Raw genomic sequence first — 24806 nt, 5'->3', positions numbered from 1 at the left:
GGCGATCTAGAATTCGCCGCGCATGTACACCCGCATCCTCGCCGCCCTCGACGGGTCCTCGCGGACCGACCTCGTCCTCCGCCAGGCCGCGGAGCTCGCCGCCAGCCACGGCGCCGCCCTCGATCTCTGCCGGGCCGTCAACGTCCCGCTCGGCATGCCCGTCGAGGCCTGGTCGCTCAGCGGCGAGGAGCTCGGCTCGCGCCTGGTGGAGCTCGCGCACCAGGATTTGCGCAACCTGCGAGGCTCCCTCACGGTCGCGTTTCCCGGCGAGATCCACGTCCGCCTCGGCCGACCCGCGCAAGTGATCTGCGAGGTCGCCGACGCCGTCGGCGCCGACCTCATCGTCATCGGCAGCCACGGCTTCGACACCCTCGATCGCTTGCTCGGCACCACCGCCGCGCGCGTCGTCAACCACGCCCCCTGCAGCGTCCTGGTCGTCCGTCCGCCGCGCGACGCCGCCGCCTAGATCCGGCCAGCTGTCCGGACGGCGCGCAGCTCCTGCCGCCGATCATCTTCTTCCTCTTCATCGACCGCGGCGATCACCGATCGCCGCGGCGCGATCGTCGAGCCCGATCTCCGCGTCGCTCACGTCCCGCGCGCCGGCCGCTTGCGGGCCGAGAACCACTCCCGGTAGCGCTCCATCTTCGCCTGCTGCTCGTTCGGCGCCCGCCGCGAACACGTCTTGGCCTCCTCGCTGCCGGCGGGCGCGCTCCAGCGGTACTCGGGGCAGTCGTTGGGGTTGTAGGCGACCTCGAGCGCGCGCGCGCGTCACTGCTCGGCGAGCCCGAGCGGCCACTTCGAGCCGTCGCTGCGCACGTATTCGAAGCGGAACTTCGGATCGGCGAGCAGCTTGTCGCGCGCCTCCTCGAGCCGGCGGACGGTGCCCTCGAGGTCCTGCTCCGCCGCGAACACCGCCGGCTGGCGCCGCACCTTGTCGGCGAAGCCGCGGACCACGTCGATAGCGATCAGCAGCCGGAGGTCGCGCGCCGGCGTCGAGTACGACTCCCACGAGCCCGTCGTCTCGAACACCGCGAAGCCCTCCGGCATCGCGATCGTCGCCCCCGGGCTCTGCTTGAAGAACGCGTCGCCGTTGCCGACCGACGTCACGCGCACGCGGGCCTGCTCGAACAGCGCCGCCACCGCCTCCTTGAGCGCGAGGACCGGGTCGCGCGTGCCCGGCGAGACGATGGCCTCCATGCGGTCGTAGAACGCCGGCGCCGTCAGCGAACCTTGCTCTTGGGACAGGTCGCCGTAGTCGGCGTGGGCCGCGATCTCGGCGTCGCTCAGCGGCGTCGCCGCGCCGTCGCGGATCGTGATCGGGCGGAAGTTCTTGAACCCCGAGCCGCCCAGCAGCGGGTCCGGGTTCCACAGGAAGTTGCCCTCCCAGAACCGCTTGCGGGTGATGCTGCCGTCGGGCTGACCGTCGACCGCGTACAGCACCCCCGGGCGCCCGCCCTCGCCTGCGAACAGCTCGACCAGCACCAGGATGTGCCCGTACGGATCGGCGTAGACGGTGCCCGGCCGCAGCGAGCGGCGATCGAGGCGCACCGGATACAGATCGCTGCGCTCGTCGCCCAGCGCCACCCGCCCGTTGCCCGTGTGCACCCCCCACGCCAGAGTGCGGCGCATGAAGTGCTGCACCGCCCCTAACTGCCCCGGCTGCGGCCCCGAGCCGCCCGGCGCCGCCAGGTTCGACGTCGCCTCGCCGCAGCGCGGCGGCTTGCCGGGCCCGCCGCGCGAGCAGCCGCGGAATCCGAACGGCAGCGCCCGCTTCCAGCTGTAGTACGCGCGCAGGAAGTACGGCGTGTCGGCGCAGTCGGGCCGCATGTGCAGCCCGCCCTGCTGCGGCGCCGCGTCCTCGCCCCACGCGTACGCGTCGTGGAGGATGTTGCGCGCCGGGTCGCGCGTCACCTGATCGAGCGCCGTGTACGCCAGGTCGACCCCCGGCTCGGCGTGGAACAGCGCCCGCACCCACGCCGAGTACAGCGCCTCCTCGCCGCTGTCCCACGCCCGCTGGCTCGGCCACACCGCCGTGCTCGCCGGCGGCGGCGCGTCGCGCCCGGCCCGCTCGCGCACCTTCACCTTGAGGCAGGCCTTGCCGACCCCGCCGCGGCCCGCGACGATCACCAGCTCGCCCGGCTTGTCCGGCGTCACCGTCGCCAGCGCCGCCGCCGGAGCGCCTGTCCAAAAGCGCATGTCCGAAGGGGCAGCCCCGCCGTCGACCCGCAGCGCCAGCGCCTCCTCGCCCGCCAGCGTCGCCGCCAGCACGCGCATCGGCTGCCCGACCGCCGGCCGCTGCGGCGACACGAGGATCCCGTAGGCCCGATCGTCCGTCGCCGGGCACGCCCCCGCGTCGGCCGCGGTCGGCAACGTCGGCGGCGCGACCGGGACGGCTGCCGCGACCGGCGATGCCGGCGCCTCGGCGACCGCCGGCTCACTCGCGGCAGCCGGCGTGGCCGGGCTCGCCGTCGTCGGCCGACCCGCGGAGGTATCAGCCGTCGGCGTCGCTCCGCACGCCGTCAGCGAGGCGATCGCGATCCACTCGAGGCGCAGGCGAGACATCGGCGACCCATAGCGAGATCTCGCAACCACCGCCAGTCTCTCGCGCCACCGCGGTCGCGCCGCGCCTCGCGACCCCTCACCGACGCCCCCGCCGACCGCCCCGGCGCCACATCGCTTATCACTTCAATATTTGCGGACCAACGATTCACGATCACTGCAAAAAACTGCTAACCATGAAACATGCTCCGCAGCCCGCAGGAGCGCGCGAGATCGCGACGGAGCCCGCGCCGGCGTGGTATGGATCGCCGCCATGCTGGTGCTGATCGCCGACAAGTTCCCTTCGAGTGGTCGTGAGGTCTTAGGTCGCCTGGGCGAGGTCGTGTACCGGCCGGAGCTGAACGCCGAGCAGCTGCCGGCCGCGCTGGCCGAGACGAAGGCCGACATCCTGGTCGTCCGGTCGACGGTCGTCAGCGAGACCGCGCTTGCCGCCTCGCCGCCGCTCTCGCTGGTCGTGCGTGCCGGAGCCGGCACCAACACCATCGACACCGCGGCCGCCAGCCGGCGCGGGATCTTCGTCGCCAACTGTCCCGGCAAGAACGCGATCGCCGTGGCCGAGCTGACCATGGGCCTCATCCTCGCGCTCGACCGGCGGATCGTCGACGCCACCCTCGAGCTGCGCCACGGCACCTGGAACAAGAGCAAGTACGGCAAGGCGCGCGGCCTCAAGGGTCAGACCCTCGGCCTCGTCGGCTTCGGCATGATCGCCCGCGAGGTCGCCATCCGCGCCCGCGCCTTCGGCCTCAAGATCCTCGCCTACGCCCGCAGCCCGATCGCCCCCGACGTGCTCGAGGCGCACGGCGCGGTCCAGGTCGCCGACCTCGGCGCGCTCCTCGACGCCAGCGACATCGTCAGCATCCACGTCCCCTACTCCAAGGCCTGTCACCACCTCATCGGCGCCGAACAGATCGCGCGCATGCGGCCGGGTTCCACATTGATCCACACCTCGCGCGGCGGCGTCGTCGACGACAAGGCCCTCGCCGAGGCCGTGCGGTCGGGCCGCCTGCGCGCCGGTCTCGACGTCTTCGAGGGCGAGCCGGCCGGCGGCCAGGCCGACTTCAAGAACATCGCCGGCGACCTCGGCGACATCTACGCCACCCCGCACATCGGCGCCTCCACCGAGCAGGCCGAGTCGGCGATCAGCGACGAGGTGGTGCGGATCATCGAGAGCTTCGTCGCCCGCGGCACCGTCCACCACGCCGTCAACCTCAACGAGCGCCTCGCTCGCTACAGCCTCGTCGTCCGCCACCTCGATCGCGTCGGCGTGCTCGCCGGCATCCTCCAGGCGCTGCGCGAGGAGCGGGTCAACGTCCAGGGCATGAGCAACACCATCTTCGCCGGCGGCGAGGCGGCGTGCGCCACCATCACCTTCGAGCAGGCGCCGAGCGACGAGTGCCTGCAGCGGCTCCGCGATCACGAGGCCATCCTCGCCGTCGAGCTGCGGGCCGCCCGCGCATGAGCGCCCCGGCTCCCGCGCAGGCGCTTCTGCTCCTCGCCCACGGCAGCCCCGATCCCGACTGGCTCAGGCCGGTCGAGCAGATCGCCGAGCGCCTGCGCGTCCTCGCCCCGGCGCTCTCGATCGCGATCGCCACCCTCGAGCACGGCCCCGCGCTCGCCGACGTGATCGCGCGGCTCGGCGAGAGCGGCGTGCGCCGCGTCGTCGTCGTGCCGGTGTTCCTCTCGGGCGGCGGGCGCCACTTGAAGCGCGACGTCCCGAAGCTGGTCGCCCGGGTCCAGCGCGAGCACGCGAGCCTCGAGATCGCGCTCGCCGGCGACGCGCTCGCCACCGACCCCGACGTGCTCGACGCCCTCGCGGCGGCAGCTCTGCGGCGAGTGGCGCTATCCTCCCCGGCATGAGCGCGTACGACGTCGTGTTCTCCAACCCCTCGCTGGACCCCAACCACCCGGCCGAGGGCCCCGTGTTCGTCAATGCCTCGCCGCGGAGCTTCGTGGTCGTCCTGTCCGTCGAGCTGACCCGCGACCCGCAGCAGCCCGACGCCCGCGCGGTCCTCCACGGCATCGACAGCAGCGAGAAGGCCCAGCAGCACGTGATCGGCTTCGCCGCCCCCGCGACCGTCCTCCGCAGCACCGTCGCCGTCCGCCTCGCCGCGATGGAGGACGGCAAGCCCCGCCCCCTGAGCGTCGAGGTCGCCACCCCCGGCGCCGTCTGCACCGTGCGCGTCCTGTCGGCCACCCCGCTCTGACGAACATGTCCTTTCGGGCATGTCGCAAAAAACATGTCCGAAAGGATAGTACGAGCAGCGATGCGGCCCTCCGCCGCACATGTCTCGAGAGACATATCGTCTCTCTTCGCCGCGCTACGCCGTACCTGCCCCGAGAGACATCGCTTCGGGCGTGCCGCCGCCGCACCTGTCTCGAAGAGACAGCCTCAGGCCGGCAGCGGCCGGCGCAGCGCCCCCGTGTCGGGGTCGAGGTTGAACAGCTCCGCCAGCGCCTCGTACAGCTGCGGGTCCTGCTTGCGCAGGCGCAGCGGCTGCTCGAAGAACACCTCGACCGCCACCGCGAACAGCTCCGCCGAGTTGGTGCCCGCGTAGGCGCGCAGCGGCCCGCCCTTCCGCCGGCGCACCGCCTTCAGCCGCGTGCGGACCAGCTCCTCCCAGCCGGGCACGGCCGTCCACGCGAAGCGGTCCGGCGATCCGTCGGCCGCCCCGTCGGCCATGTCGAGCACGTGGGCCAGCTCGTGCAGCACCACGTTCTCGCCGTCGGGCTTGCGGAAGCCGAACCGGATCTGCTTGCGCGAGAACAGCACCGGCCCCTGCAGGTGGACCTGCCCTGCGATCCCGTGGTGATCGCCGGGCTCGCCGTCCTCGTTCCACTGCGTCGGGTGGACGACGATGTCGCGCACGTGCGGCCACTCCCAGTCGGGCCGACCGTGGCACAGCATCGCCGCCCCGGCCCCGATCATCACCTTGACCTCCTCCGGCACCTCCGCGCCCTGCGGCCCGTAGATCCGGTGCTCGCCGAGAAACACCGCCACGTCGCCCTCGAAGCGCTTCTGCGCCGGCGGCGTCAGCCGCCCGTAGAACGGCACCCGCTTGGCCAGCAGCTCGCGCCAGCTGTCCGGCACCGGCGCCAGCGCCAGGCGCTCGCGGCGGGCGATCGGTCGCAGCGCCGCGGTGCGATAGCCCAGCCCGACGAGCGGCCCTATCACCACCATCCACCACGGCGCCACTGCCAGCACCACCACCGACGTCACCACCGCGATCGCCACGGCGATCGCCGATTGCAGCCGCATCGCCGCCCGCGCCAGCACGACGACGGATCTACCGCGCCCCGCCGCGCTCGCCTACCCCGCCCGCGTCCCCGCGACCGGCCTCCGCGTCCCTGCCACCTGGCCCCCGCGTCCGAGCCGGGCTCGCTCCATCGTCGCGCCGCGTCCTGCGCCGCTCCGCGCCGGCGAGGCCCCGCCTCCGCTTCCGACCAGCTCCCGCGCCCGCGCGCCTCGCCTCCCCTCGCTCGCTCGATCGCTCGCCCCCGCGATCGAGGCCCGCGCCTACCCGCGCAGCGCCGCCTCGGCTACCCTGCCGTTGCGCGTGCCGATCGACGCCCTCGCCCTCCCGCTGCTGGTCGTCACCGCGATCGGCCTGTTCGGCTACGCCCTCTACTTGCGGCGGCTGGGCCTGCCTGACGCGCGCACCGGCTGGGCGATCGTCGCCTTCATCGTCCTCGCCGCCGCGCTCGCCTGGTGGCTCGCGCCGAGCAGCCCCGGCTTCGTCGCCTTCGGCCTCTACCTCCTCCTCGTCATCGCCCCCGTCTCGCTGCAGACGCGGCTGCACCGGGCGATCGGCGCCGGCGACGAGGAGCGGGCGCGGCGGCTCGCCTGGTTGCTCGCGCGGATCCACCCCACCCGGGCCGTGCGCGACGAGCTCGGCGCCTTGCCGATCATCCTCGCCTTGCGGGCCGGCGACGACGTCCCGCCCGCCGAGCTCGATCGCGTCTCGCACGGCCTGCCGCATGTGCGGCGCGCCTTCGACATCGTCCTCCTCCACAACCGCCGCGACGTCGAAGCAGTGAAGGCTGCCTTCGCCGATCCCGAGGAGCGGGCCGGCCTGTTCGCCCAGGGTCTCGGCGCGATCTACGTCCAGGCCGTCGCCTGCACCGACCCCGACGGCGACGCCCTGGCCGAGGCCCTCGCGCGGGCCCTCGCCGGCGATCCCACCTTCCAGCAGCCCGAGCGGGTCGCGCGTCTCATCATCCAGGCCCACGCGCTCGCCGGCGACGTCGCGCGCACCAGCGCCCTCGCCGACGGCCTCGGCATGTACCTCGCGCGCGGCGATCGCGAGCTGTGCATCGCCCTCGCCGAGTGGTGCGCCGGCCGACCCGACGCTGCGCGTCGCACCCTCGCACGCGCGCTCGAGCAGCACGGCGACCACCGGATCGCCCGCTCCACCCTCCTCTCGCTCGACGCCATGATCGTCCGGCGACCGCCGCGGCCCTCCACCACGCACACCCGCGCCCTCGACCACCGCCTGGCCGCCCTGCGCCGCGGCGCCCCGGCCCTGCGCGCCGTCTCCACCTTCCTCGGCCGCCACGCCGTGCGGCCGCGCCTCACCTGGGCCTGGATGGCCGTCCTCGTCGGCTTCTACGCCATCTTCGCCGCCGCCGGCGACCCCTACGACCCCGAGCACGCCTACGCCTGGGGCGCCCTGTTCACCGGCGACTTCGGCCCGTCCGAGGCGTGGCGGCTGGGCGCGCTCACCCTCCTGCACGTCGGCAGCCTGCACCTCATCCTCAACGTCCTGATGCTGTGGCGCTTCGGCACCTTCGTCGAGGTGCTCTACGGTCGGGCCCGCCTGGCCGCCATCTACGTCCTCAGCGCCGCGCTCAGCGGCCTCGCCGTCGTCTTCCTGCGCGACCCGGCCAGCCCCTTGCTCCTGATCGGCGCCTCCGGGGCGATCATGGCGCTGGGCGGGGCCGTGATCGCCGCCCTGCTGCTGCGGCGCGACCTCCGAGCACCCCGATCGGCCGCGCCGAGTTGGTCGCCCTCGTCATCCTGTTCGGCCTCCAGGTCGTGTTCGACAGCGTCACCCCCGAGGTCAGCGGCACCGCCCACCTCGCCGGGATCGTCGCCGGCACGCTCCTCGGGGCCCTGTTCCTGCCGCGGCGCTCGCGTGGATTCTCGGACATGCTCGAACAGACAGGGTGATTCAGACATGTCCTCGGCGACATGTCCCTGAAGCCACTCGACCGCGCGCGCGCGATCGCGCGTCGTCCGGCTGAGCGCGTGACTTCGACCGCGTGAGCTTGGCCGTACCCGTGCGAGCCCTGGGGGACGCACGAGCGCCGCCCGCCCCGCATCGGGTAAGCTGCCGCCGTTTATGGCCACCGAAGCGGTCACGGACAGCGGACCCGGCTCGAGCGAGCCGGACGCGAACGCCCTCCGCTTCGGCCGCTACGTCGTCCTCAGCCGCCTGGGCGAGGGCGCGATGGGCGTCGTCTACAGCGCCTACGACGAGATCCTCGACCGCCGCGTCGCCGTCAAGCTGGTGCGGCGGCGGCTCAGCGGCGACGTCCCCGGCCGCGCCCGCCTGCTGCGCGAGGCCCAGACGCTGGCCCAGCTGTCGCACCCCAACGTCATCCAGATCTACGACGTCGGCGAGTGGCAGAGCCAGATCTTCATCGCCCTCGAGTTCGTGCACGGCCGCACCCTCACCGCCTGGCTCGAAGAGCAGACGCGCTCGTGGTCCGAGATCGTCGAGATGTTCGTGCAGGCCGGGCGGGGCCTGGCCGCGGCCCACGGGGCTGGCATCATCCACCGCGACGTCAAGCCCGACAACTTCATGATCGGCAACGACGGCCGCGTCCGCGTCATGGACTTCGGCCTCGCCTTGCCGGTCGGCCTCGGCGGCGACGCCGAGACCGGCCCCGCCCTGTCGCAGTCGGGCCGATCGCTGCTGCGCATGACCGCCGCCGGCTCGCTGATCGGCACCCCGGCTTACATGGCGCCCGAGCAGTTCCTGCGCGAGCCGACCGACGCGCGCACCGATCAGTTCGGCTTCTGCACCGCCCTGTTCGAGGCGCTGTACGGCTACCGCCCGTTCCCCGGCAGCACGATCGAGGAGGTCAGCCGCAACGTCCTGCTCGGCGAGCGCGCCCCGGTCCCCGCGCGCACCCCGGTGCCGCCGTCGATCCAGCGCGCCGTGCTGCGCGGCCTCGAGAGCGATCCGAACCTCCGCTTCCCGACCATGCAGGACCTCCTGGTCGAGCTGGCGCCGACGCCCGAGCGCGGCCGCAAGCGCGTCCGCTGGGCCCTCGCCCTCGCCGGCATCGCCACCGCCTCGTTCGCCTTCGTCCAGGCCGGCGCCGGCGGCGCCTGTCGCGACGCCGCCGAGCACCTCGTCGGCGTGTGGGACGAAGCCCGCAGCGCCGCCGTCGAGCGGGCCATGCTCGCCACCGGCCTCGACTTCGCCGCCGACACCGTCGCCCGCACGCGGCAGGCCCTCGACGCCCACGCCGCCGAGTGGACCGACATGCACGTGCGCACCTGCGAGGCCCACCGCGCCGGCGAGCGCTCGAGCGCCGCGCTCGACCTGCAGATGCACTGCCTACAGCGCCGGCGGGCCGAGCTCGACGCCCTCGTCGACGTCCTCGCCGAGGGCGACCGCGGCACCGTGATGAACGCCGCGCAGGCGGTCGCCGGGCTGCACTCCGTCGCCTCGTGCGGCGACCCGGCGGCGTTGATGGACGAGCAGCGCCGCCTCGGTCTGCCGAGCGACCCGGCCGTGGCCGCCCGCGTGCAACTGCTCCAGCGCGACCTGGCCCAGGTCGAGGCGCTGTTCCTCGCCGGTCAGCTCGACCGCGCGGTCGCCCTCGTCCAGCGCACCATCCAGGCCGCCGAAGCGGCCGGCTACGCCCCCACCCTCGCCGAGGCGCTGTTCTGGCACGGCCGGCTGTTCGCCGAGACCGGCGAGCTCGAGCAGGCCGCCAGCTCGCTGTGGGACGCCTACCTCACCAGCATCCGCGCCGGCCACGACGCCGTCGAGCTGCGGGCCCTCGTCACCGACGTCCACGTGCAGGGCTACGGCCTCAACGACTACCCCGCCGCCGAGCGAGCCGCGGCGATCGCCGGGGCCTTGATCGCCCGCCGTCCGCCCGAGGTCGGCGTCGAGGCCGAGCTGCTCAACAACCTCGCCAACTCGCGCTCCGCCGAGGGCCGCCTGGTCGAGGCCGAGCACCTGTATCGCCGCGGCATCGAGCTGCGCCAGCGCACCGAGCCCGACAACCTGCTCGCGCTCGGCGTCACCCAGATCGGCCTCGGCGAGGCCTTGCGCCTCAGCGGCCGCGTCGAGGAGGCCGCCGACGTCCTGCACGAGGCCAGCGTCACGCTCGACCGCCACCTCGGCGCGCGTCACCCCTTCACGTGCATGGCTCGCGCCAACTTCGGGCTCGCGCGCCTCGAGCTCGGCCACCTCGACGCGGCCGCCAAGTTGATCGAGCCCTCGTTGCCGCAGCTCATCGCCGCCTTCGGCACCGACCGCCTCGACTTCGCCGAGTACTTCGCCGCCACCGGCGTGCTGCACCTCGGCCGCGGCGCGATCACCCGCGCCTTCGCCGACCTCGAGCGCGCCCACGAGCTCGCCGATCGCTCGCAGCAGCCCATCATCCGCGCCGTCACCCACTTCGCCCTCGCCCGCGCGCTGTGGGACCACGACCCGAGCCAGCGCGAGCGCGCCCTGGCCCTCGCCCGCCAGGCCGAGCGCGACGCCACCACCATGCGCAACGCCCGACGCCAGCGCGAGATCGCCGCCTGGCTGGCCACCCACGGCACCGAGGCGTAGCCCGGCGCGGCGAAGGACATGTCCTTCACGCCATGCCCTGAAAAACCTGTTCAATAGGACATGCCTCTTCAATCATGTCCTTTCAGTCCATCGCGCCGCGGCTCGACCCCGGCAGCGCGAGCCGCGACGGCCAGGACCTCGGCCCGAGAGCTCGCCCGACGGCACCCTCCCGAGGCGCAGTTTCTCCCTTCCTGCCCGATGGTACATGTCCATATGGACATGTCCATTCCATTCAGCCATCTCGTCCAGCCCGCGTTTCGGCCCGCCGTCTCAGCGCGGCGACAGCCCGGCCCGTTAGCCGCTCAGCGCGGCTGCTGCCCGGAGCTGCGAGCCCCTCAGCGCGGCTGCAGCCCGGCCCCGGTTTGCCGCGCGGCGCGGCGGCAGCCCGGCCCCGTTAGCCGCTCGGCCCGGCTGCAGCGGGGCGAAGGAGCCGCTCAGCACGGTGACGGCTGGCCTCGCGCCGCGCTCAGCGCGGCAGCAGCCCGGCGTCGCGGCTCGCCAGCGCGAACGCGCGTCGCACCTGCGCCTCGCCGGCCTCGCGGGCCGCGGCGCGCGTGCGCAGGCCGGCCAGGCTGTCGTCGTCGAGGCGGTCGAGCACCGCCCTCGCCAGCTGCGCCGCCAGCCCGTTCTGCGCCCGTCGCAGCAGCTCGCGGCACGCATCCGGCCGGTCGCGCAGCGCCAGCACCGCGCGCCACAGCCCGCGCTGGCGGGTCGTGCCCTGGCTGCCGTCGGCCTCCTCGCACAGCGCCTCCGCCGCGGAGGCCACCGAGCCCGCGTCGCTCCAGCTCCACGGCGCGCGCACCGGCCACTCGCGCGTCCCCTGCTCCGGCGGCGGCGGCTCGAGCTTGCGCGCCTCGCCGATCCTGCGCTCGAGCAGCGCCTGGAATTCGCCGAGGTCGCGCTGCGTCAGCATCGCCTGCAGCGACTCGATCACCGGCGCCATCCCGAACGGCGCCGGCTGCTCGCCGGCGAGGAACAGCGCCCGCTGCAGCGCCAGCTCGACGAACCCGTGGTCGATCAGGCGATCGAGCTCGTTCGGCAGCGGCAGCAGGCCCTCGGGCGTCTGCGCCACCCCGCGCGACTTCAGCCGCTCGGCCACCCCGCTGCCCTGCAGGTAGCGGCGGGCCCGCTGGCGCTCGACCGCCAGGAGCCCGTCGTCGCCGGCGTGCGCGGTGCGCTCGACCGCCAGCATCACCCGCATCAGCTCGTCCTCGGTGGCCGCGAACAGCGGCTCCAGCCCGGCCACGCGCCGCTGCCAGTACGTCTGACAGAAGCTGCGGCCGAAGTGCAGGAAGCGGCCGGCCAGCAGGCGCCCGAACGGCGGCAGCGGCTGGTCCGGCGGCAGACCGAGCTGCGCCAGCGCCTCGCGGTGGACCCGGGCCAGCAGCGCCGCCGCGCGGGTCCGCTGCTCGTGCGTCAGCCCGCTCGCCGTCTGGGCCCCGATCGCCCGCAGCACCCCGCCGAGCACCGCCTCGTCGATCGGGCTGACCACCGCCGTCACCGGATCCGGCGCCTCCGCCGGGTTCAGCGAGCCCGTCGCCGGGCGATCGATCGCCGCCAGCCGGGCCAGGCCCGCCAGATCGGGCGCCGCCGCCAGCTTGGGCGCCAGCGCGGCCGCCTCGGCCGGGCTGCCCGCCTGCAGCAGCGCGGCGCGCAGGGCCGCCGGACTCGCCTGCACTTCGGGACATGTCCAGACGAGCAGCACCGCGTCCTCGCCCGAGCCCGCCGCGGCGCCCGCCGCCAGCCCGGCGCAGTCGCCCTCGGCGCGCGCCGGCGTCGGCTCCCCGCCCGCGCTCGGCGCTCCCGAGCCGAGATCGGCCTTCACCCCCGGCAGCACCTCGACCGCCGGCGCCCCGCAGCCGAGCGCCAGCGCGACTGCCCCGAGGGACATGCCCCTTCGCACCTGCCCCAAAGCCAGCGCATGCCCCTGACGCCGGCCGCGCGCGGCGCCGGCGAGGCTGTCCCGAAGAACATGTGCGATCGGACCTGTCGCATCGGCCTCACTGATCGACCAATCGGCGGATGACCTCGCGGATGCGCGTCAGCCCGCCGGAGTTACGGCGCATGAACTCGACGCCGACGCCCCCCTCGGGGTGCCGGGTGTTGCGCACGATCGAGGTCAGCTCGAGCGGTCGGGCCCCGCCGGGGGTCGTGATCTCGATGATGATCTCCTCGCCGAGCGTGAGCCCCGCGTCGGTCAGGAGCAGCGCGCCGGCCTCGGAGATCTCCGAGATCGTCGCCGGCTCGAGGTCACTCGCGTCGCTGCGGCGCCACCGGATCTCGACCAGGACCGGCTGGCGCAGGTGGCGGCGCCGCGGCGCCATCGTCGCTCTCCCGAGGGCCACCTCCCGGAGGTACTGCAGCTTGCGCCACTCGCTCCCCGCGCAGCGGAGCACCCCCCGGCGCGGACGCGCAGGCGCGGGCGGGCCATGTGCCATTTCTTGCCGATCGCGCGGATCAGCATCTTCCCGTTCATTCCGGTGAAGAACACCTCCGCGAGCACCTCTTCGCCGGGCTCGAAGCGCTCGGTCGTGAAGACCTGAAGCGCCTGTTCGTCCCCGGCCGCGCGCAGCGCCGCCGCGAAGGCCTCTCCGGACGCGTAATGGCAGCGGATCCGTCGCACCGTGGCAACCTCGGGCGGGCGACACCATAGCAGTCCGGCGCGCGGCCTCGCAACCCTGCGCCGGCGCGAGGTACTCTGCGCGGGCTGCCCTGCCACCATGAGCGCCGCCGACAGCCGCCCACGCCCGCTCGTCCTGCTCCCGACCTACAACGAGCGGGACAACGTCGAGCCGATCACCGCGGCGATCCTCGCCGCGCTGCCGGACGCGCGCGTGCTCATCATCGACGACGGCAGCCCCGACGGCACCGGTGAGCTCGCCGACGGCCTCGCCGCGGCCGACGCCCGCGTCCACGTCCTCCACCGCGCCGCCAAGGAGGGCCTCGGTCGCGCGTACCTCGCGGGCATCGACTGGGCCCTGAAGCACCCGCACGAGTTCACCCACATCATCACCATGGACGCCGACTTCTCGCACGACCCGGCCTACCTCCCGGGTCTGCTCGCCGCCGTCGGCGAGGGCGGCGCCGACTTTGCGATCGGCTCGCGCTACGTGAGCGGCGGCGGCACCCGCGGATGGAGCCTCGGGCGGCGCCTGCTGTCGCGCGGCGGCGGCCTCTACGCCCGCGCGCTCCTCGGCCTCGGCCTGCGCGACCCGACGGCCGGCTTCGTCTGCTACGGCCGCGCGGCGCTGGTCGCCCTCGATCGCGCCGCCGTGGCCGCCAGCGGCTACGGCTTCCAGATCGAGATGAAGTACCGCCTCGTGCGCGCCGGCAGGCGCGCGCGAGCTGCCGATCGTGTTCCCCGACCGCGAGCGCGGCGCGTCGAAGATGACGCCCGCGATCGCCCTCGAGGCCGTCGGCCTGTGCCTCCGCCTCCGCTTTCTGGGCCGGTCCTGAAGGACATGCCCGTTTCACCCTGTCTCATCCACCCTGTCCCATCCGACATGTTCTGAGCTTTATGTCCGCATCCCGCGTCTACCTGTCCACCATCGGCCGCCCCCTCGACCCCGCCGAGGCGGCCGTGCCCGTGCTCGACCGCGGGTTTCTGTTCGGCGACGCCGTGTTCGAGACCCTGCGGACCGCCGCCGGCCGTCCGGTCGCGTGGGAGGCCCACACGACCCGCCTGCGCCGCAGCGCCGCCGGCATCGGCCTCGACCTCCCGTGGTCCGACGACGAGCTGCGCGCGTTCGTCGACCTCACCCACGGCGACACCGGCAACGCCGACAGCCTGGTGCGGATCGTCGTCACCCGCGGCGTCGCGCCGCTGATGCTCGACCCGCGCAAGGCGCTCACGCCGACCCTGGCGGTGCTGGCGATCCCGCTGGAGCTGCCCGACGAGGCCGGCTACGTCCGCGGCCTGCGGGCCCGGATCGTCGACGTCACGCGCGCCCCCGCCAGCGCGCTCGACCCGGCGTTCAAGACCTCGAACTACTTGCCGAACATCCAGGGGCTGCGCCAGGCGCTGGCCGCCGGCGACGACGAGGCGGTCCTCATCAACCCCGCCGGCCTCGTCGCCGAGGGCGCCACCAGCAACGTGTTCGCGGTCATCGGCGGCGTCCTGTTCACCCCGCCGATCTCCGACGGCATCCTGCCCGGCATCACCCGCGCCGCCGTGCTGAAGCTCGCCGGCGACCTGGCGGTCCCCGCCCACGAGTCGTCGCTCCACCCGTTCGACCTGCGCGCCGCCGAGGAGGTGTTCCTGACCTCCTCCGTGCGCGGCCCCGTCGCCGTCACCACCCTCGACGGTTTCCCGGTCGGCGACGGCGCCGAGGGCCCGCTGACGAACAAGCTGCGCAACGCCTACCAGGCCGCCCTGCCCGGCCTCTGAGCCGCCGCGGCGTAGACCTGTCCCCGGGGACATCCTCGCCCCCGGGGAGCCCCGGCCGCGCAGCCTCGCCCCCGGCGACGGCCGCGTCCCAGCCAGCGCTCGGTCGCGGGCCCGGTCCGCACGAGCATGGCCTTTCGGCCATGTCCCCGCGGCCATTACTCTTCGGGCATGTCCGTTTCGACCTGTCCCGTGCAGCGGTCGCGGGCGAGCACCTTCGGCTTCGCCGCCGGCGTCGCGGTGATCCGGGTCGTCGCGCCGCGGCGCGTCCGCAGCCAGCGGGAGTCGATCGCGCCGGTGCGGCCGTCCTCGGCGGTCACCCGGAGCGGGCCGCCGCGGCGGCGGGGTGACGCCGCGCACTCCCCGGGCACCAGCGCGGTGCCGCCGGCGCGGACCACCAGGGCCCGGTCGGGCTCGGCGCGCACGCAGATCCGCGGCGGATCGGCCGGGCGGCAGGCCCGCGCCTCGGTCCGCTCCCAGCCGGACCGGGCCGCGCACCCCAGCGTGAGGAGCGCCGCCGCCCACGCCAGCGCGCTGTGGCACACTCGACGGCGATGGCCCGCCGTCCTCGCCGCTCGTTCGCCCGCGGTCCCCAGCCGCTCGCCGACGCCGTGTGGAAGTTGGTCAAGACGATCGTCCCCGACCACATGGTCCGGCTCGTCCACGTGCGCGCCGCGTGGGAGCGGCTGAACATGCCCTGGCTGCGCGGGCGCGCCTACCCGCTCGCGGTCATGAAGGACGAGGTCATCGTCGTGGTCGAGGACAGTCAGTACCACCACGAACTGATGTACTCGCGGGACGACCTGCTCCACAAGCTCCAGCAGCTCGCTCCCGAGGCCCGCCTCGCCGGCCTGCGCTTCCGCCTCGGCGCCGTCCCCCCGCCCGCGCCGCGCACCCCCGCGCGGACCGCTGTCGCGCTGGGCCCGCCGACCATGACCGCCGAGCCCAGCGAGGCCACCAGCCGCGCCCTCTCCGACGTCGTCGATCCCGAGCTGCGCCAGGCCATCGCCGGCGCCCGCGTCCGGCTCGGCCGCCCCTGATCTCCGCGGCCTCCTCTGCTCGCTCTCCGCCGCCGCGCCTCCCGACCTGTCCCGAAGTTCATCCGCTCCCGCAGCCCCGACCTGTCCCGATGGTCAGCTCCTCGCGCATCACCGCCCTCGCCGGCCTCCTCGGCCTCGCCGCTTGCGGGGCCGACGAAGCAGCGCCCGCGCCTGCGCCCGTCGTCGCGCCCGCCGCTGCGCCGTCCGGCTCCGGGCTCGCCGGGCTGTTCGGACGCAAAGATCCGGAGTGGCGCTTCGAATTCAAGGATCCCAAGCCCGGCCCGCGCGCGCCCGTCACCGCGGCCATGCACGCCGAGGTCGGCCTCCACCGCGTCGGCGACGCCGAGGCCCTGGTCGCGCGCCTCGGCCTCACCTGCGGCGACACCTCGATCCGCGCCAGCATGGAGGGTCGCCGCAAGGCCGAGCGCAAGCGCATCGAAGAGGCCCGCGCCCGCGGCGAGGACGCCGTCACCGCCGCCTCGTGGCTCGATCGCAAGAGCAAGCGCGAGGCCAACCCGCAGGTCCGCTTCAGCTGCCCCAAGACCCGCAGCGTGCAACTCACCGATCGCCCGCGGCCGCCCTCCGAGGGCCGCCTGCTGTTCGTGTTCGACAGCGCCGAGCACCCGCTGCGCCACGTCTCGTACCAGCGCACCGCCAAGGACGCCGTCCCCGCGCTCGCCGACTACCAGGACGCGGTCGCCCACTACACCCGCGTCTACGGCCCGCCCACCAGAGTCCCCGCGCGCGCGCTGCCGCAGCCCGACGCGAACGGTGCGATCGACATCCCCGCCGCCACCAACTTCGAGACCGAGTGGGCCTTCTCCGACCTGCTGGTGAAGGTCAGCCTGCTGCGCTACGCCAGCCTTATCACCGTCGGCGAGCGCGTCGAGGTGCCGCCGGGGATCCGTCCTGACGCCCCGCGCCTCGGCAAGCCCGCGCCCGCAGACTCCCACCCGCCCACGACGCCCGCCGCGACTCCAGGCCCGCCGCAGCCCCTCGCCGCCGGCCAGTCCGCCGCGGCGGCCGGCCCGCCTGCCGCGAGCCCGCCGCCCGCCGCGCCGCCTCCCGCCAGCGCTGCAGGCCCCTCCGCCGCGCCCGCGCCCGCCGGCTAGAGCCGCCCCGCCTCCACTCCTTACTTTAATAAAGGCCGGCCGGCCGCGCGGGTCATTGCGCCGTGCGGGCCGGGCCGCCATCATGCGGCCCTCGTTCGCTCGTGGAGACCTTGCGGATCGCCATCAACGACTGGCTGACGGCCATCAACGCGGTGTTGTGGCACGACAGCGTGCTCTACATCGTGATGGCCACCGGCCTCCTCTTCACCGTGTGGAGCGGCTTCTGCCAGTACCACGCCCTCACCCACGGCGTGAAGATCATCCGCGGCGACTACGACAAGGCCGACTCGCCCGGGGCCATCAGTCACTTTCAGGCGCTGTCGGCCGCGCTGTCGGCCACCGTCGGGCTCGGCAACATCGGCGGCGTCGCCGTCGCCATCGCGCTCGGGGGCCCGGGCGCGGTGTTCTGGATGTGGATGGTCGGCCTCGCCGGCATGGCGCTCAAGACCACCGAGGTCACCCTGTCGATGCTGTACCGGCGCACCGACAAGCCGGACGAGCCGAGCGGCGGGCCGATGTGGGTCGCCGACGACGGCCTCGCCCGGCGCAGCCCCAGGCTGCAGCGCCTGGGTCGCGTCCTCGGCGTGCTGTTCTGCATCACCCTGCTCATCAGCACGATCACCGGCGGCAACATGTTCCAGGCGTGGAACGTCGGCGTCGTCACCGAGGAGAGCTTCGGCGTGCCGCAGCAGGTCGTCGGCCTCGTCCTCGCCGCGCTGGTCGGCGCCGTCATCCTCGGCGGGATCAAGCGGATCGGCGCCGTCGCCGGCGCGCTGGTCCCGGCGATGTGCTTCCTCTACCTGGCCTCCGCGCTGTACGTGCTCGCCGTCCACGTCGCCGACATCCCGGCGATGCTGCGGCTCATCGTCGCCTCGGCCTTCTCGCCGGCCGAGGCCGCCGGCGCCTTCGTCGGCGGCACCTCGGGCGCGGCCTTCGTGTGGGGCATGAAGCGGGCCCTGTTCTCGAGCGAGGCTGGCCAGGGCACCTCGCCGATCGCCCACAGCGCCGCCAAGACCGACGAGCCGGTGCGCGAGGGCGTGGTCGCCGGCCTCGAGCCGTTCATCGACACCCTCGTCGTCTGCACCCTCACCTCGCTGGTCGTGCTGGCCAGCGGCGCCTGGTGCCGCGACGGCGAGACCGCCCTGCGCGAGCCGCCGGCCGCGGTGCAGATCGAACCTGGCTGTTGGGACCTGTCCGATACGCCATTGCCCGAGAAACATGCGCAGGCGCTGGCGATCACCGGCACCCCGTGGCGGCCCGGGGACGCCGTGTTCATGCTCGCGCGCTACGGTGCGATCGATCCGTCGACCGGCGGCGACCTGCAGCGGCTCAACGGCGAGGTCGTCGACGCGGGAGATCGCCTCTATGTCGACTGGAAGCCGGTGGGGTCGCCGGACGCCCCGCTCGCCAGCGCGCCTGCGCTCGCGAGCCTCGACGTCTACAAGGACTACGTCGGCGCCGCGCTGACCAGCCACGCCTTCGATCGCGTGGCCCCCGGCCTCGGGAAGTGGCTGGTGGCGGTCGCCTCGTGGCTGTTCGCGGTGTCGACGATGATCTCGTACGCCTACTACGGCGAGCAGGGCATGGTCTACATGGCCGGGCGCCGCTCGATCGTCCCGTTCAAGATCGTCTATTGCCTGAGCATCCTGCTCGCCTGCGCAGGCTGGATCAGCACCGAGGCGGAGCTCGACAACTTGTCCTCGGTCGGCACCGGCGTGATGTTGTGGGTCAACATCCCGATCACGCTGCTGTTCGCGGGCGAGACGATGCGGGCCTACCGCGGCTACTTCGCGCGTGTACGCGCGGCACGGCGGCGCTGAGCGTCACAAGTGTCCGCGTCGCGCCGCGGCTCGTGACTCCACGCGCGTCGGCTCGTGAGGTCGACCTCGGATCGCCGCGACGGGGGTGCGAAGCGCCACGAATCGCCGCGCAGCGGGGCTTTGGCCCGCGGGCGCGTCCACGCGCATGCGCGCTGGCGCGGGGCGCAGCGGCCGGCGCGCCCCGCGAGATCGCGGCGTATGGCCGAAAGAACAGCCCGGCAGCGGCCTTGGCGGTCCTCGCCGAAGTGGGGCCTTGGCCGCAGTCCGACGGACGACAAAAGCCTGGACCGAGACCGACCCGCGGGCCTTTGTCGCAGCGTCGCCTCGCGATATAAAGGGCGAGCGAGACTGGAGCGCCGCGAATGACCGAGTCCCTGACGCGTTTTGAACTCCCCCAGAGCGCAATTCCGACACGTTGGTACAACATCCAGGCCGATCTTCCGCGCCCGCTCCCCGTGGTCCTGCATCCAGGCACCAAGAGCCCGGTCACCTCTGACGACCTGCTGCCGCTGTTCCCGCCCGAGATCATCAGCCAGGAGGTCTCGCGCGAGCGCTTCATCGACATCCCGGAGGAGGTCCGCGAGATCTACAAGCTGTGGCGGCCCACCCCGCTGATGCGGGCGCGGCGCCTGGAGAAGGCGCTCGGGACCACCGCGAAGATCTACTACAAGTACGAGGGCGTCTCGCCGAGCGGCAGCCACAAGCTCAACACCGCGATCCCGCAGGCGTTCTACAACAAGCAGGCCGGCGTCGCCGGCCTGACCACGGAGACAGGTGCGGGTCAGTGGGGCACGGCCCTGTCGCAGGCCTGCAACTTCTTCAACCTCGAGTGCCACGTCTTCATGGTGAAGGTCAGCTTCCACCAGAAGCCGTACCGGCGCGCGATCATCCAGAGCTTCGGGGCCAACGTCACCGCCAGCCCGAGCGACAGGACCGAGGCCGGGCGCTCGATCCTCGCCCAGGATCCGGACAGCACCGGCAGCCTCGGCATCGCCATCAGCGAGGCCGTCGAGATGGCGGCCAAGAGCGGCGGCAAGTACAAGTACGCGCTCGGCTCGGTGCTGAACCATGTGCTGATGCATCAGTCGATCATCGGCCAGGAGGCGATGCTGCAGCTCGACCGCGCCGGCGACAGCCCCGACATCATCGTCGGCTGCGTCGGCGGCGGCAGCAACTTCGCCGGCATCGCGGTGCCCTACCTGCGCGACAAGATCGTCCACGGCCGCAACGTGCGGGTCGTCGCGGTCGAGCCCGCGGCCTGCCCGACCCTCACCCGCGGCGTCTACGCCTACGACTACGGCGACACCGCCGGCATGGCGCCGATGGTCAAGATGCACACGCTCGGGGCCAAGTTCATCCCGCCGCCGGTGCACGCGGGCGGCCTGCGGTACCACGGCGTCGGCAGCGTCATCAGCGAGCTGCTCGACCAGAAGTTGATCGAGGCCTACTCGGTGCCGCAGCTCGAGGTGTTCAAGTCGGCGGTCACCTTCCTGCGCGCCGAGGGCATCGTCCCGGCGCCCGAGGCCGGCCACGCCGTGGCCCAGGTGATCCGCGAGGCCATCCGCGCCAAGGAAGAGGGCACCTCGCCGGTGATCCTGTTCAACCTCTGCGGCCACGGCCACTTCGACATGACGGCGTACGACGCCTACTTCCGCGGCGAGCTGACCGACTACGCCTACCCGCAGGCGGCGATCGAGGCGGCTCTGGCCGAGCTGCCCGACGTCAAGATCTGAGCGCGGTATCGTCCGCTGGAGACGTCGAGGCGACGCGGCGAGGGCCGCGCCGCCTCGAGTCGCGAGCGGTGCATGTAGGTCTCCGGCGTCGACGTCATCCGCGTGCAGATGCTGCGGTGACTCTTGTTTTTGCGCCCCGCTTCTCCGACCATGGCGAACACTGTGCAGGCCGACGACGCAGCCAGCACCGCGACCCCGGGTGACGCGGCCGGGCCCTCCGGGACCGGACCCGATCCATCGCCCCGTCCCGAACCGTTGACGCCGCTGCTGCTGTGCTCGGCGGCCTTCGCCGGCTCTGCGACCGCGGCCGCGTGCCGCTCGGCCGGCGAGCTGCGGCCGGTCGCGCCGCGCGAGCTCGGCACCGTGGTCGCCACGCGCCGAGCCAGTCGTCCGTGCGTCGTGCTGCTCGACGAGCACCTCCTCTGCGACGACGGCCGCGTCGAGCTGCAGCCCGTCGGTCCGACCCGCATCATCAGCCTCCTGCCCGGCACCAAGGCCGAGGTCCTGCAGCAGCGCTTCGGCGACGCGCTCTCCTCTATCCTGTCCCCGGAGCCAGGTGCGGCCGCGCTGCTCGTCGCCATCCGCACCGCCCTGCGCGACGCCGCGGCCGACGATCGTCTGCTCGGCCTCGAGGCCGAGCGCCGCCGCCTCGCCGGCGAGATCACCAAGCTCAACCGGATCGGCATCGCCCTGTCGACCGAGCGTGATCAGGAGCGGCTCCTCAACTTCATCCTCACCACCGCCCGCGACTTCACCTGCTCCGACGCCGGCTCGCTCTACATCGTCGAGAAGGACGCCAGCGGCACCAGGCGGCTGCGCTTCAACAACTCGCAGAACGACTCGCTGCCGCACCTCGAGCTGGTCAAGTTCACCATCCCGGTGTCGAAGAGCACCCTCGCCGGCTACGTCGCCGTCACCGGCGAGCCCGTCAACATCCCTGACGCCTACCTGCTCGATCCGAAGGCCGAGTACAGCTTCAACCCCGCCTTCGACCAGCGCACCGGCTACCGCACGCGCAGCATGCTCGTGCTGCCGATGAAGAACCAGGACGACCAGGTCATCGGCGTCCTCCAGCTCATCAACCGCAAGATCTCGCGCACCGCCACGCTGACGGCCGCCGACATCGACAACGTCGTCCTGCCCTACGACGACGCCGCGCTCGAGCTGACGCTCTCGCTGGCCAGCCAGACCGCGATCTCGCTGACGAACAACCAGCTCTACGAGGGCCTGCGCGAGAGCCTCGTCGAGCTCAAGCAGACCCAGGCGCAGCTCGTCCAGGGCGAGAAGCTCGCCAGCCTCGGCCAGTTGACCGCCGGCGTCGCCCACGAGATCAACAACCCGCTGGCGTTCAGCCGCAACAACACGCACCTCGCCCACGAGCGCGTCCTCAAGGTCGCGCGGCGGCTCGCGGTCCAGCGCTGGCTCGACGCCGGCGTCGGCGGCGACCCGCAGCCGCGCGTGGCCGCGGCCCGGGCGATCCTCGACAAGCTCAAGGACGACAAGGACATCGGGCCCGACGCCAAGGACGTGATCGCCGACCTCGGCAGCATGCCGGCGCCGAAGCAGCTCGAGCTGCTGAAGATGTTCTTCAGCTACGTCAGCCAGAGCCGCGAGCAGAAGGAAGGCTCGATCGAGGAGGTCCTCGCGCGCACGCAGAAGGTGCTCGAGGAGTGCTTCATCGGCCTCGATCGCATGGCGGAGATCGTGCTCGGTCTCCGCAACTTCGCCCGCCTCGACGAGGCGCAGTTCCAGAACGCCGACATCGACGAGGGGATCCGCCAGACGCTGATGATCCTCTCGAACAACGCGCGGGACAAGGGCGTGAAGTTGACGTCCGACCTCACGCTGACGCGGCCCTACGCCTGCTTCCCGCCAAGCTCAACCAGGTAGTACTGAACCTCGTGAACAACGCGATCGACGCCACCCCGCGCGGCGGCGAAGTTCACGTGGACACGCGGGTCAACGGACCCTGGGTCGAGATCGCGGTGAAGGACAACGGCGAAGGCATCTCGGACGCCAACATCTCGAAGATTTTCGATCCCTTCTTCACCACCAAGCCGGTCGGCAAGGGGACAGGATTGGGCCTGTCGATCAGCTACCGGATCGTGATGGAACACCAGGGGACGATCGCAGTGACGCGCAACGAAACGGCGGGGGTAACCTTCCTCATTCGGATCCCGACCGAGCCCAAGGACCCGGGCACGAGGACCGAAGGGGCCGCCAAGGCCGCGGAGAGCCCATGAGCAGAGCCAGACAGATCATCCCGTACAAGGCGAAGGTCGTCGAGCCGATCGCGCTGCTCCCTTATGAGGAGCGGGTCCGGCGGATCGAGGCGTGCGGCAACAACTTGTTCCGCCTCGCATCTCAAGACGTGTACATCGACCTCTTGACCGACTCGGGCACCGGAGCCCTGTCGGCCGCGCAGCTCGGCCGAATGATGATCGGCGACGAGGCCTACGCGGGGTCGCGCTCCTTCTTCGAGATGGAGCGGCAGATCCGCGAGACGATGGGGTACCGCTACACGATCCCGGTGCATCAGGGCCGCGCGGCCGAGCGTGTGCTCGACTTCGTGCTGATCAAGAAGCACATGATCGTGCCGGGCAACTCGCACTTCGACACGACCAAGGCGCACATCGAGTTCGCCGGCGGCCGCGCGATCGACTGCACGATCGACGCCGGGCGCAGCTCGACGGGCTACCACCCGTTCAAGGGCGACGTCGACCTGGCGAAGCTCGAGAGCGTCATCCGCGAGTACGGCCCGCGCCACGTCGCCTACATCCTGATGACGGTGACGTGCAACTCGGGCGGCGGTCAGCCGGTGTCGATGGAGAACATCCGCGAGGTGCGGCGGATCGCCGACCAGTACGGCCTCCTCGTCATCCTCGACGCCGCGCGCTTCGCCGAGAACGCGTGGTTCATCAAGCACCGCGAGCCCGGCTACGCGACCAAGACGATCCACGAGATCGTCGCGGAGATGTGCAGCTACACCGACGCGGCGATCATGAGCGCGAAGAAGGACGCGCTGGTGCCGATGGGCGGGTTCATCGCCGTGCGCGACGACCTGCTGTACGAGCGCCTCAAGGCCCCGACGATCCTGTTCGAGGGCTACTACACCTACGGCGGCATGTCCGGCGCCGACATGGAGGCGCTCGCGCAGGGCCTGCGCGACGTCACCGAGGAGCCGTACCTCACCTACCGCATCGGCCAGGTCAAGCGCTTCGGCGAGCTGCTGATCGCCGCCGGCATCCCGCTTGTCGAGCCGCTGGGCGGCCACGCGGTGTTCATCGACGCCCGGCGGTTCTTCGCCCACGTCCCCGAGGACGAGTTCCCGGCGCAGCTGCTCTGCGTCGAGCTCTACAAGGAGGGCGGTGTGCGCGCGGTGGAAGTCGGCAGCGTCCTCATCGGCCGCGACCCCGACACCGGCGAGAACATCCGCCCCAACCTGGACCTGTGCCGAATCACCATTCCGCGCCGCGTCTACACCATGGAGCACCTGGAGTACGTCGCCGACGTCGTGCGCACCGTGTTCGAGGAGAAGGGCCAGCGCATGCGCCACGGCCTTCGCTTCGAGGTCGAAGCCCCCGGAATTCGCCACTTTGCGTCCACTTTCCGCTACGTGCGCGGCGCGGACGGTGGTACAGGAGATTTACCGTGACCACTCACGCGCGAAAAGGCCCTAGCTGGCCTCACGGGCCGCTTCCCAGGCCCTCTGGGCTCCATGGCCCCACCGGCCCTGGCTCGCTCCACCGGCGCTCCAGCGAGCGGCTCCACGGAGCCCTTGCGAACCGGATGCGCCCCTGCCACCATGCGCGAACGGAGCAGACTCTCTCTCGCATCGAGGGTTCCCCGCGCTACGACCGGTTGCCCAGCGAGAAGCGAGGTATTGCATGAGTTGGAAGGAATTCCAGAAGACCGGCACGATCGGCCAAGAGGACAAGCAGGTCCTCTCGTTGCTCATCGTCGATGACGAGCGGGGCATCCTCAACACGCTGGAGGAGAGCTTCCGCGACATGTTCAAGGTCTACACCGCCAACTCGGGCACCGAGGCGCTGCAGATCTTCCGGGCCAACGAGATTCAGTTGGTGCTCAGCGACCAGCGCATGCCGGAGATGACGGGTGTCGAGCTGTTCGGCAAGCTCAAGGAGATCAACCCGACGCCGGTGCGCATCCTGATCACCGGCTACTCCGACATCAACGTGGTAATCCGCGGCCTCAACGAGGGTTTGATGTGGCAGTACGTCACGAAGCCCTGGGACACCGAGGATCTCAAGGCGCTGCTCGTCGGGCTGCGAAGCACTACCTCAAAGAGACGCAGCAGGACGCGCCGCCGCCGATCCGCGGGCTGAGCTTCTGAGGCGC

At 72.6% G+C, this 24806-nt stretch carries 20 protein-coding genes and 1 pseudogene; 16 read left to right on the top strand and 5 right to left on the bottom strand.

Translation table 11 applies throughout. The features are described 5' to 3' along the window. Positions 1 to 22: 22 nt before the first annotated feature. Positions 23 to 466: a universal stress protein gene (locus tag OV079_RS08330; protein WP_267767286.1), complete on the top strand. Its 444-nt coding sequence runs from the start codon at positions 23 to 25 to the stop codon at positions 464 to 466. A 302-nt stretch (positions 467 to 768) separates the two neighbouring features. Here OV079_RS08330 and OV079_RS08325 read toward each other — a convergent pair whose 3' ends face one another. Continuing rightward, the gene (locus tag OV079_RS08325) at positions 769 to 2562 is read right to left on the bottom strand and encodes a hypothetical protein (protein ID WP_267767284.1); all 1794 of its coding nucleotides are present in this window, start codon (positions 2560 to 2562) and stop codon (positions 769 to 771) included. Between the two features lie 250 nt (positions 2563 to 2812). Here OV079_RS08325 and OV079_RS08320 point away from each other — a divergent pair, with 250 nt between their 5' ends. Genes OV079_RS08320 through OV079_RS08310 form a run of 3 tightly spaced genes read left to right on the top strand, consistent with a single transcriptional unit; the run spans position 2813 to position 4763 of the window. Beyond that, positions 2813 to 4018 carry an NAD(P)-dependent oxidoreductase gene (locus OV079_RS08320; RefSeq protein ID WP_267767282.1) on the top strand — a complete coding sequence of 402 codons (1206 nt, stop codon included), beginning with the start codon at positions 2813 to 2815 and terminating at the stop codon, positions 4016 to 4018. After that, complete coding sequence (locus OV079_RS08315; protein WP_267767280.1) at positions 4015 to 4416, top strand: sirohydrochlorin chelatase; 402 nt, start codon at positions 4015 to 4017, stop codon at positions 4414 to 4416. Before OV079_RS08320 ends, OV079_RS08315 begins: the two co-directional genes overlap by 4 nt. Next, complete coding sequence (locus OV079_RS08310) at positions 4413 to 4763, top strand: hypothetical protein (RefSeq protein WP_267767278.1); 351 nt, start codon at positions 4413 to 4415, stop codon at positions 4761 to 4763. The genes OV079_RS08315 and OV079_RS08310 overlap by 4 nt, the downstream gene beginning before the upstream one ends. Before the next feature lie 185 nt (positions 4764 to 4948). On the opposite strand, the gene OV079_RS08305 is transcribed toward OV079_RS08310, so the two are convergent. Continuing rightward, positions 4949 to 5833: a M90 family metallopeptidase gene (locus tag OV079_RS08305; protein ID WP_267767275.1), complete on the bottom strand. Its 885-nt coding sequence runs from the start codon at positions 5831 to 5833 to the stop codon at positions 4949 to 4951. A 280-nt stretch (positions 5834 to 6113) separates the two neighbouring features. Between OV079_RS08305 and OV079_RS55660 the strand changes: the two genes are divergently transcribed. Both OV079_RS55660 and OV079_RS08295 read left to right on the top strand, forming a co-directional pair. Continuing rightward, on the top strand, positions 6114 to 7757 hold the full coding sequence (locus OV079_RS55660; protein ID WP_267767273.1) for a rhomboid family intramembrane serine protease: 1644 nt from the start codon (positions 6114 to 6116) through the stop codon (positions 7755 to 7757). 141 nt (positions 7758 to 7898) lie between these two features. Next, on the top strand, positions 7899 to 10358 hold the full coding sequence (locus OV079_RS08295) for a serine/threonine-protein kinase (protein ID WP_267767271.1): 2460 nt from the start codon (positions 7899 to 7901) through the stop codon (positions 10356 to 10358). Positions 10359 to 10824: 466 nt separating this feature from the next. Here OV079_RS08295 and OV079_RS08290 read toward each other — a convergent pair whose 3' ends face one another. Both OV079_RS08290 and OV079_RS08285 read right to left on the bottom strand, forming a co-directional pair. Further along, positions 10825 to 12249, bottom strand: a complete 1425-nt coding sequence (locus OV079_RS08290) for a hypothetical protein (protein WP_267767270.1) — start codon at positions 12247 to 12249, stop codon at positions 10825 to 10827. A 109-nt stretch (positions 12250 to 12358) separates the two neighbouring features. Further along, complete coding sequence (locus tag OV079_RS08285) at positions 12359 to 12703, bottom strand: PilZ domain-containing protein (RefSeq protein WP_267767268.1); 345 nt, start codon at positions 12701 to 12703, stop codon at positions 12359 to 12361. Between the two features lie 375 nt (positions 12704 to 13078). Here OV079_RS08285 and OV079_RS08280 point away from each other — a divergent pair. After that, positions 13079 to 13814: pseudogene (locus OV079_RS08280) on the top strand (polyprenol monophosphomannose synthase). A 61-nt stretch (positions 13815 to 13875) separates the two neighbouring features. Further along, a complete protein-coding gene (locus tag OV079_RS08275) occupies positions 13876 to 14745 on the top strand; it encodes an aminotransferase class IV (protein ID WP_267767267.1) in 870 nt (289 codons plus the stop codon). 155 nt (positions 14746 to 14900) lie between these two features. On the opposite strand, the gene OV079_RS08270 is transcribed toward OV079_RS08275, so the two are convergent. After that, positions 14901 to 15287, bottom strand: coding sequence for a hypothetical protein (locus tag OV079_RS08270; protein WP_267767266.1), 387 nt, complete (start codon positions 15285 to 15287; stop codon positions 14901 to 14903). Between the two features lie 9 nt (positions 15288 to 15296). Here OV079_RS08270 and OV079_RS08265 point away from each other — a divergent pair, with 9 nt between their 5' ends. The 8 genes from OV079_RS08265 to OV079_RS08225 all read left to right on the top strand — a co-directional run bounded on the left by OV079_RS08265 (position 15297) and on the right by OV079_RS08225 (position 24793). Beyond that, on the top strand, positions 15297 to 15782 hold the full coding sequence (locus tag OV079_RS08265) for a DciA family protein (protein ID WP_267767264.1): 486 nt from the start codon (positions 15297 to 15299) through the stop codon (positions 15780 to 15782). 89 nt (positions 15783 to 15871) lie between these two features. Continuing rightward, a complete protein-coding gene (locus OV079_RS08260) occupies positions 15872 to 16894 on the top strand; it encodes a hypothetical protein (protein ID WP_267767262.1) in 1023 nt (340 codons plus the stop codon). A gap of 101 nt (positions 16895 to 16995) precedes the next feature. Continuing rightward, positions 16996 to 18714: an alanine/glycine:cation symporter family protein gene (locus OV079_RS08255; protein WP_267767260.1), complete on the top strand. Its 1719-nt coding sequence runs from the start codon at positions 16996 to 16998 to the stop codon at positions 18712 to 18714. Between the two features lie 362 nt (positions 18715 to 19076). Next, positions 19077 to 20447, top strand: coding sequence for a TrpB-like pyridoxal phosphate-dependent enzyme (locus tag OV079_RS08250; protein ID WP_267767257.1), 1371 nt, complete (start codon positions 19077 to 19079; stop codon positions 20445 to 20447). A 255-nt stretch (positions 20448 to 20702) separates the two neighbouring features. Further along, entirely contained in the window at positions 20703 to 22337 is a 1635-nt protein-coding gene (locus OV079_RS53690; protein ID WP_276602636.1) for a GAF domain-containing sensor histidine kinase, read from the top strand. A gap of 11 nt (positions 22338 to 22348) precedes the next feature. Then, a complete protein-coding gene (locus OV079_RS08235) occupies positions 22349 to 22690 on the top strand; it encodes a sensor histidine kinase (RefSeq protein ID WP_267767255.1) in 342 nt (113 codons plus the stop codon). After that, positions 22687 to 24102, top strand: a complete 1416-nt coding sequence (locus tag OV079_RS08230; protein WP_267767253.1) for a tryptophanase — start codon at positions 22687 to 22689, stop codon at positions 24100 to 24102. Before OV079_RS08235 ends, OV079_RS08230 begins: the two co-directional genes overlap by 4 nt. Positions 24103 to 24334: 232 nt before the next feature. Then, positions 24335 to 24793 carry a response regulator gene (locus OV079_RS08225; protein ID WP_267767252.1) on the top strand — a complete coding sequence of 153 codons (459 nt, stop codon included), beginning with the start codon at positions 24335 to 24337 and terminating at the stop codon, positions 24791 to 24793. The last annotated feature ends 13 nt before the right edge of the window (positions 24794 to 24806 follow it).

It is taken from the genome of Nannocystis pusilla (assembly GCF_026626665.1).
GTDB classification, from domain to species: Bacteria; Myxococcota_A; Polyangia; order Nannocystales; family Nannocystaceae; genus Nannocystis; species Nannocystis pusilla.
This window is presented reverse-complemented; position numbering and strand designations above follow the sequence as displayed.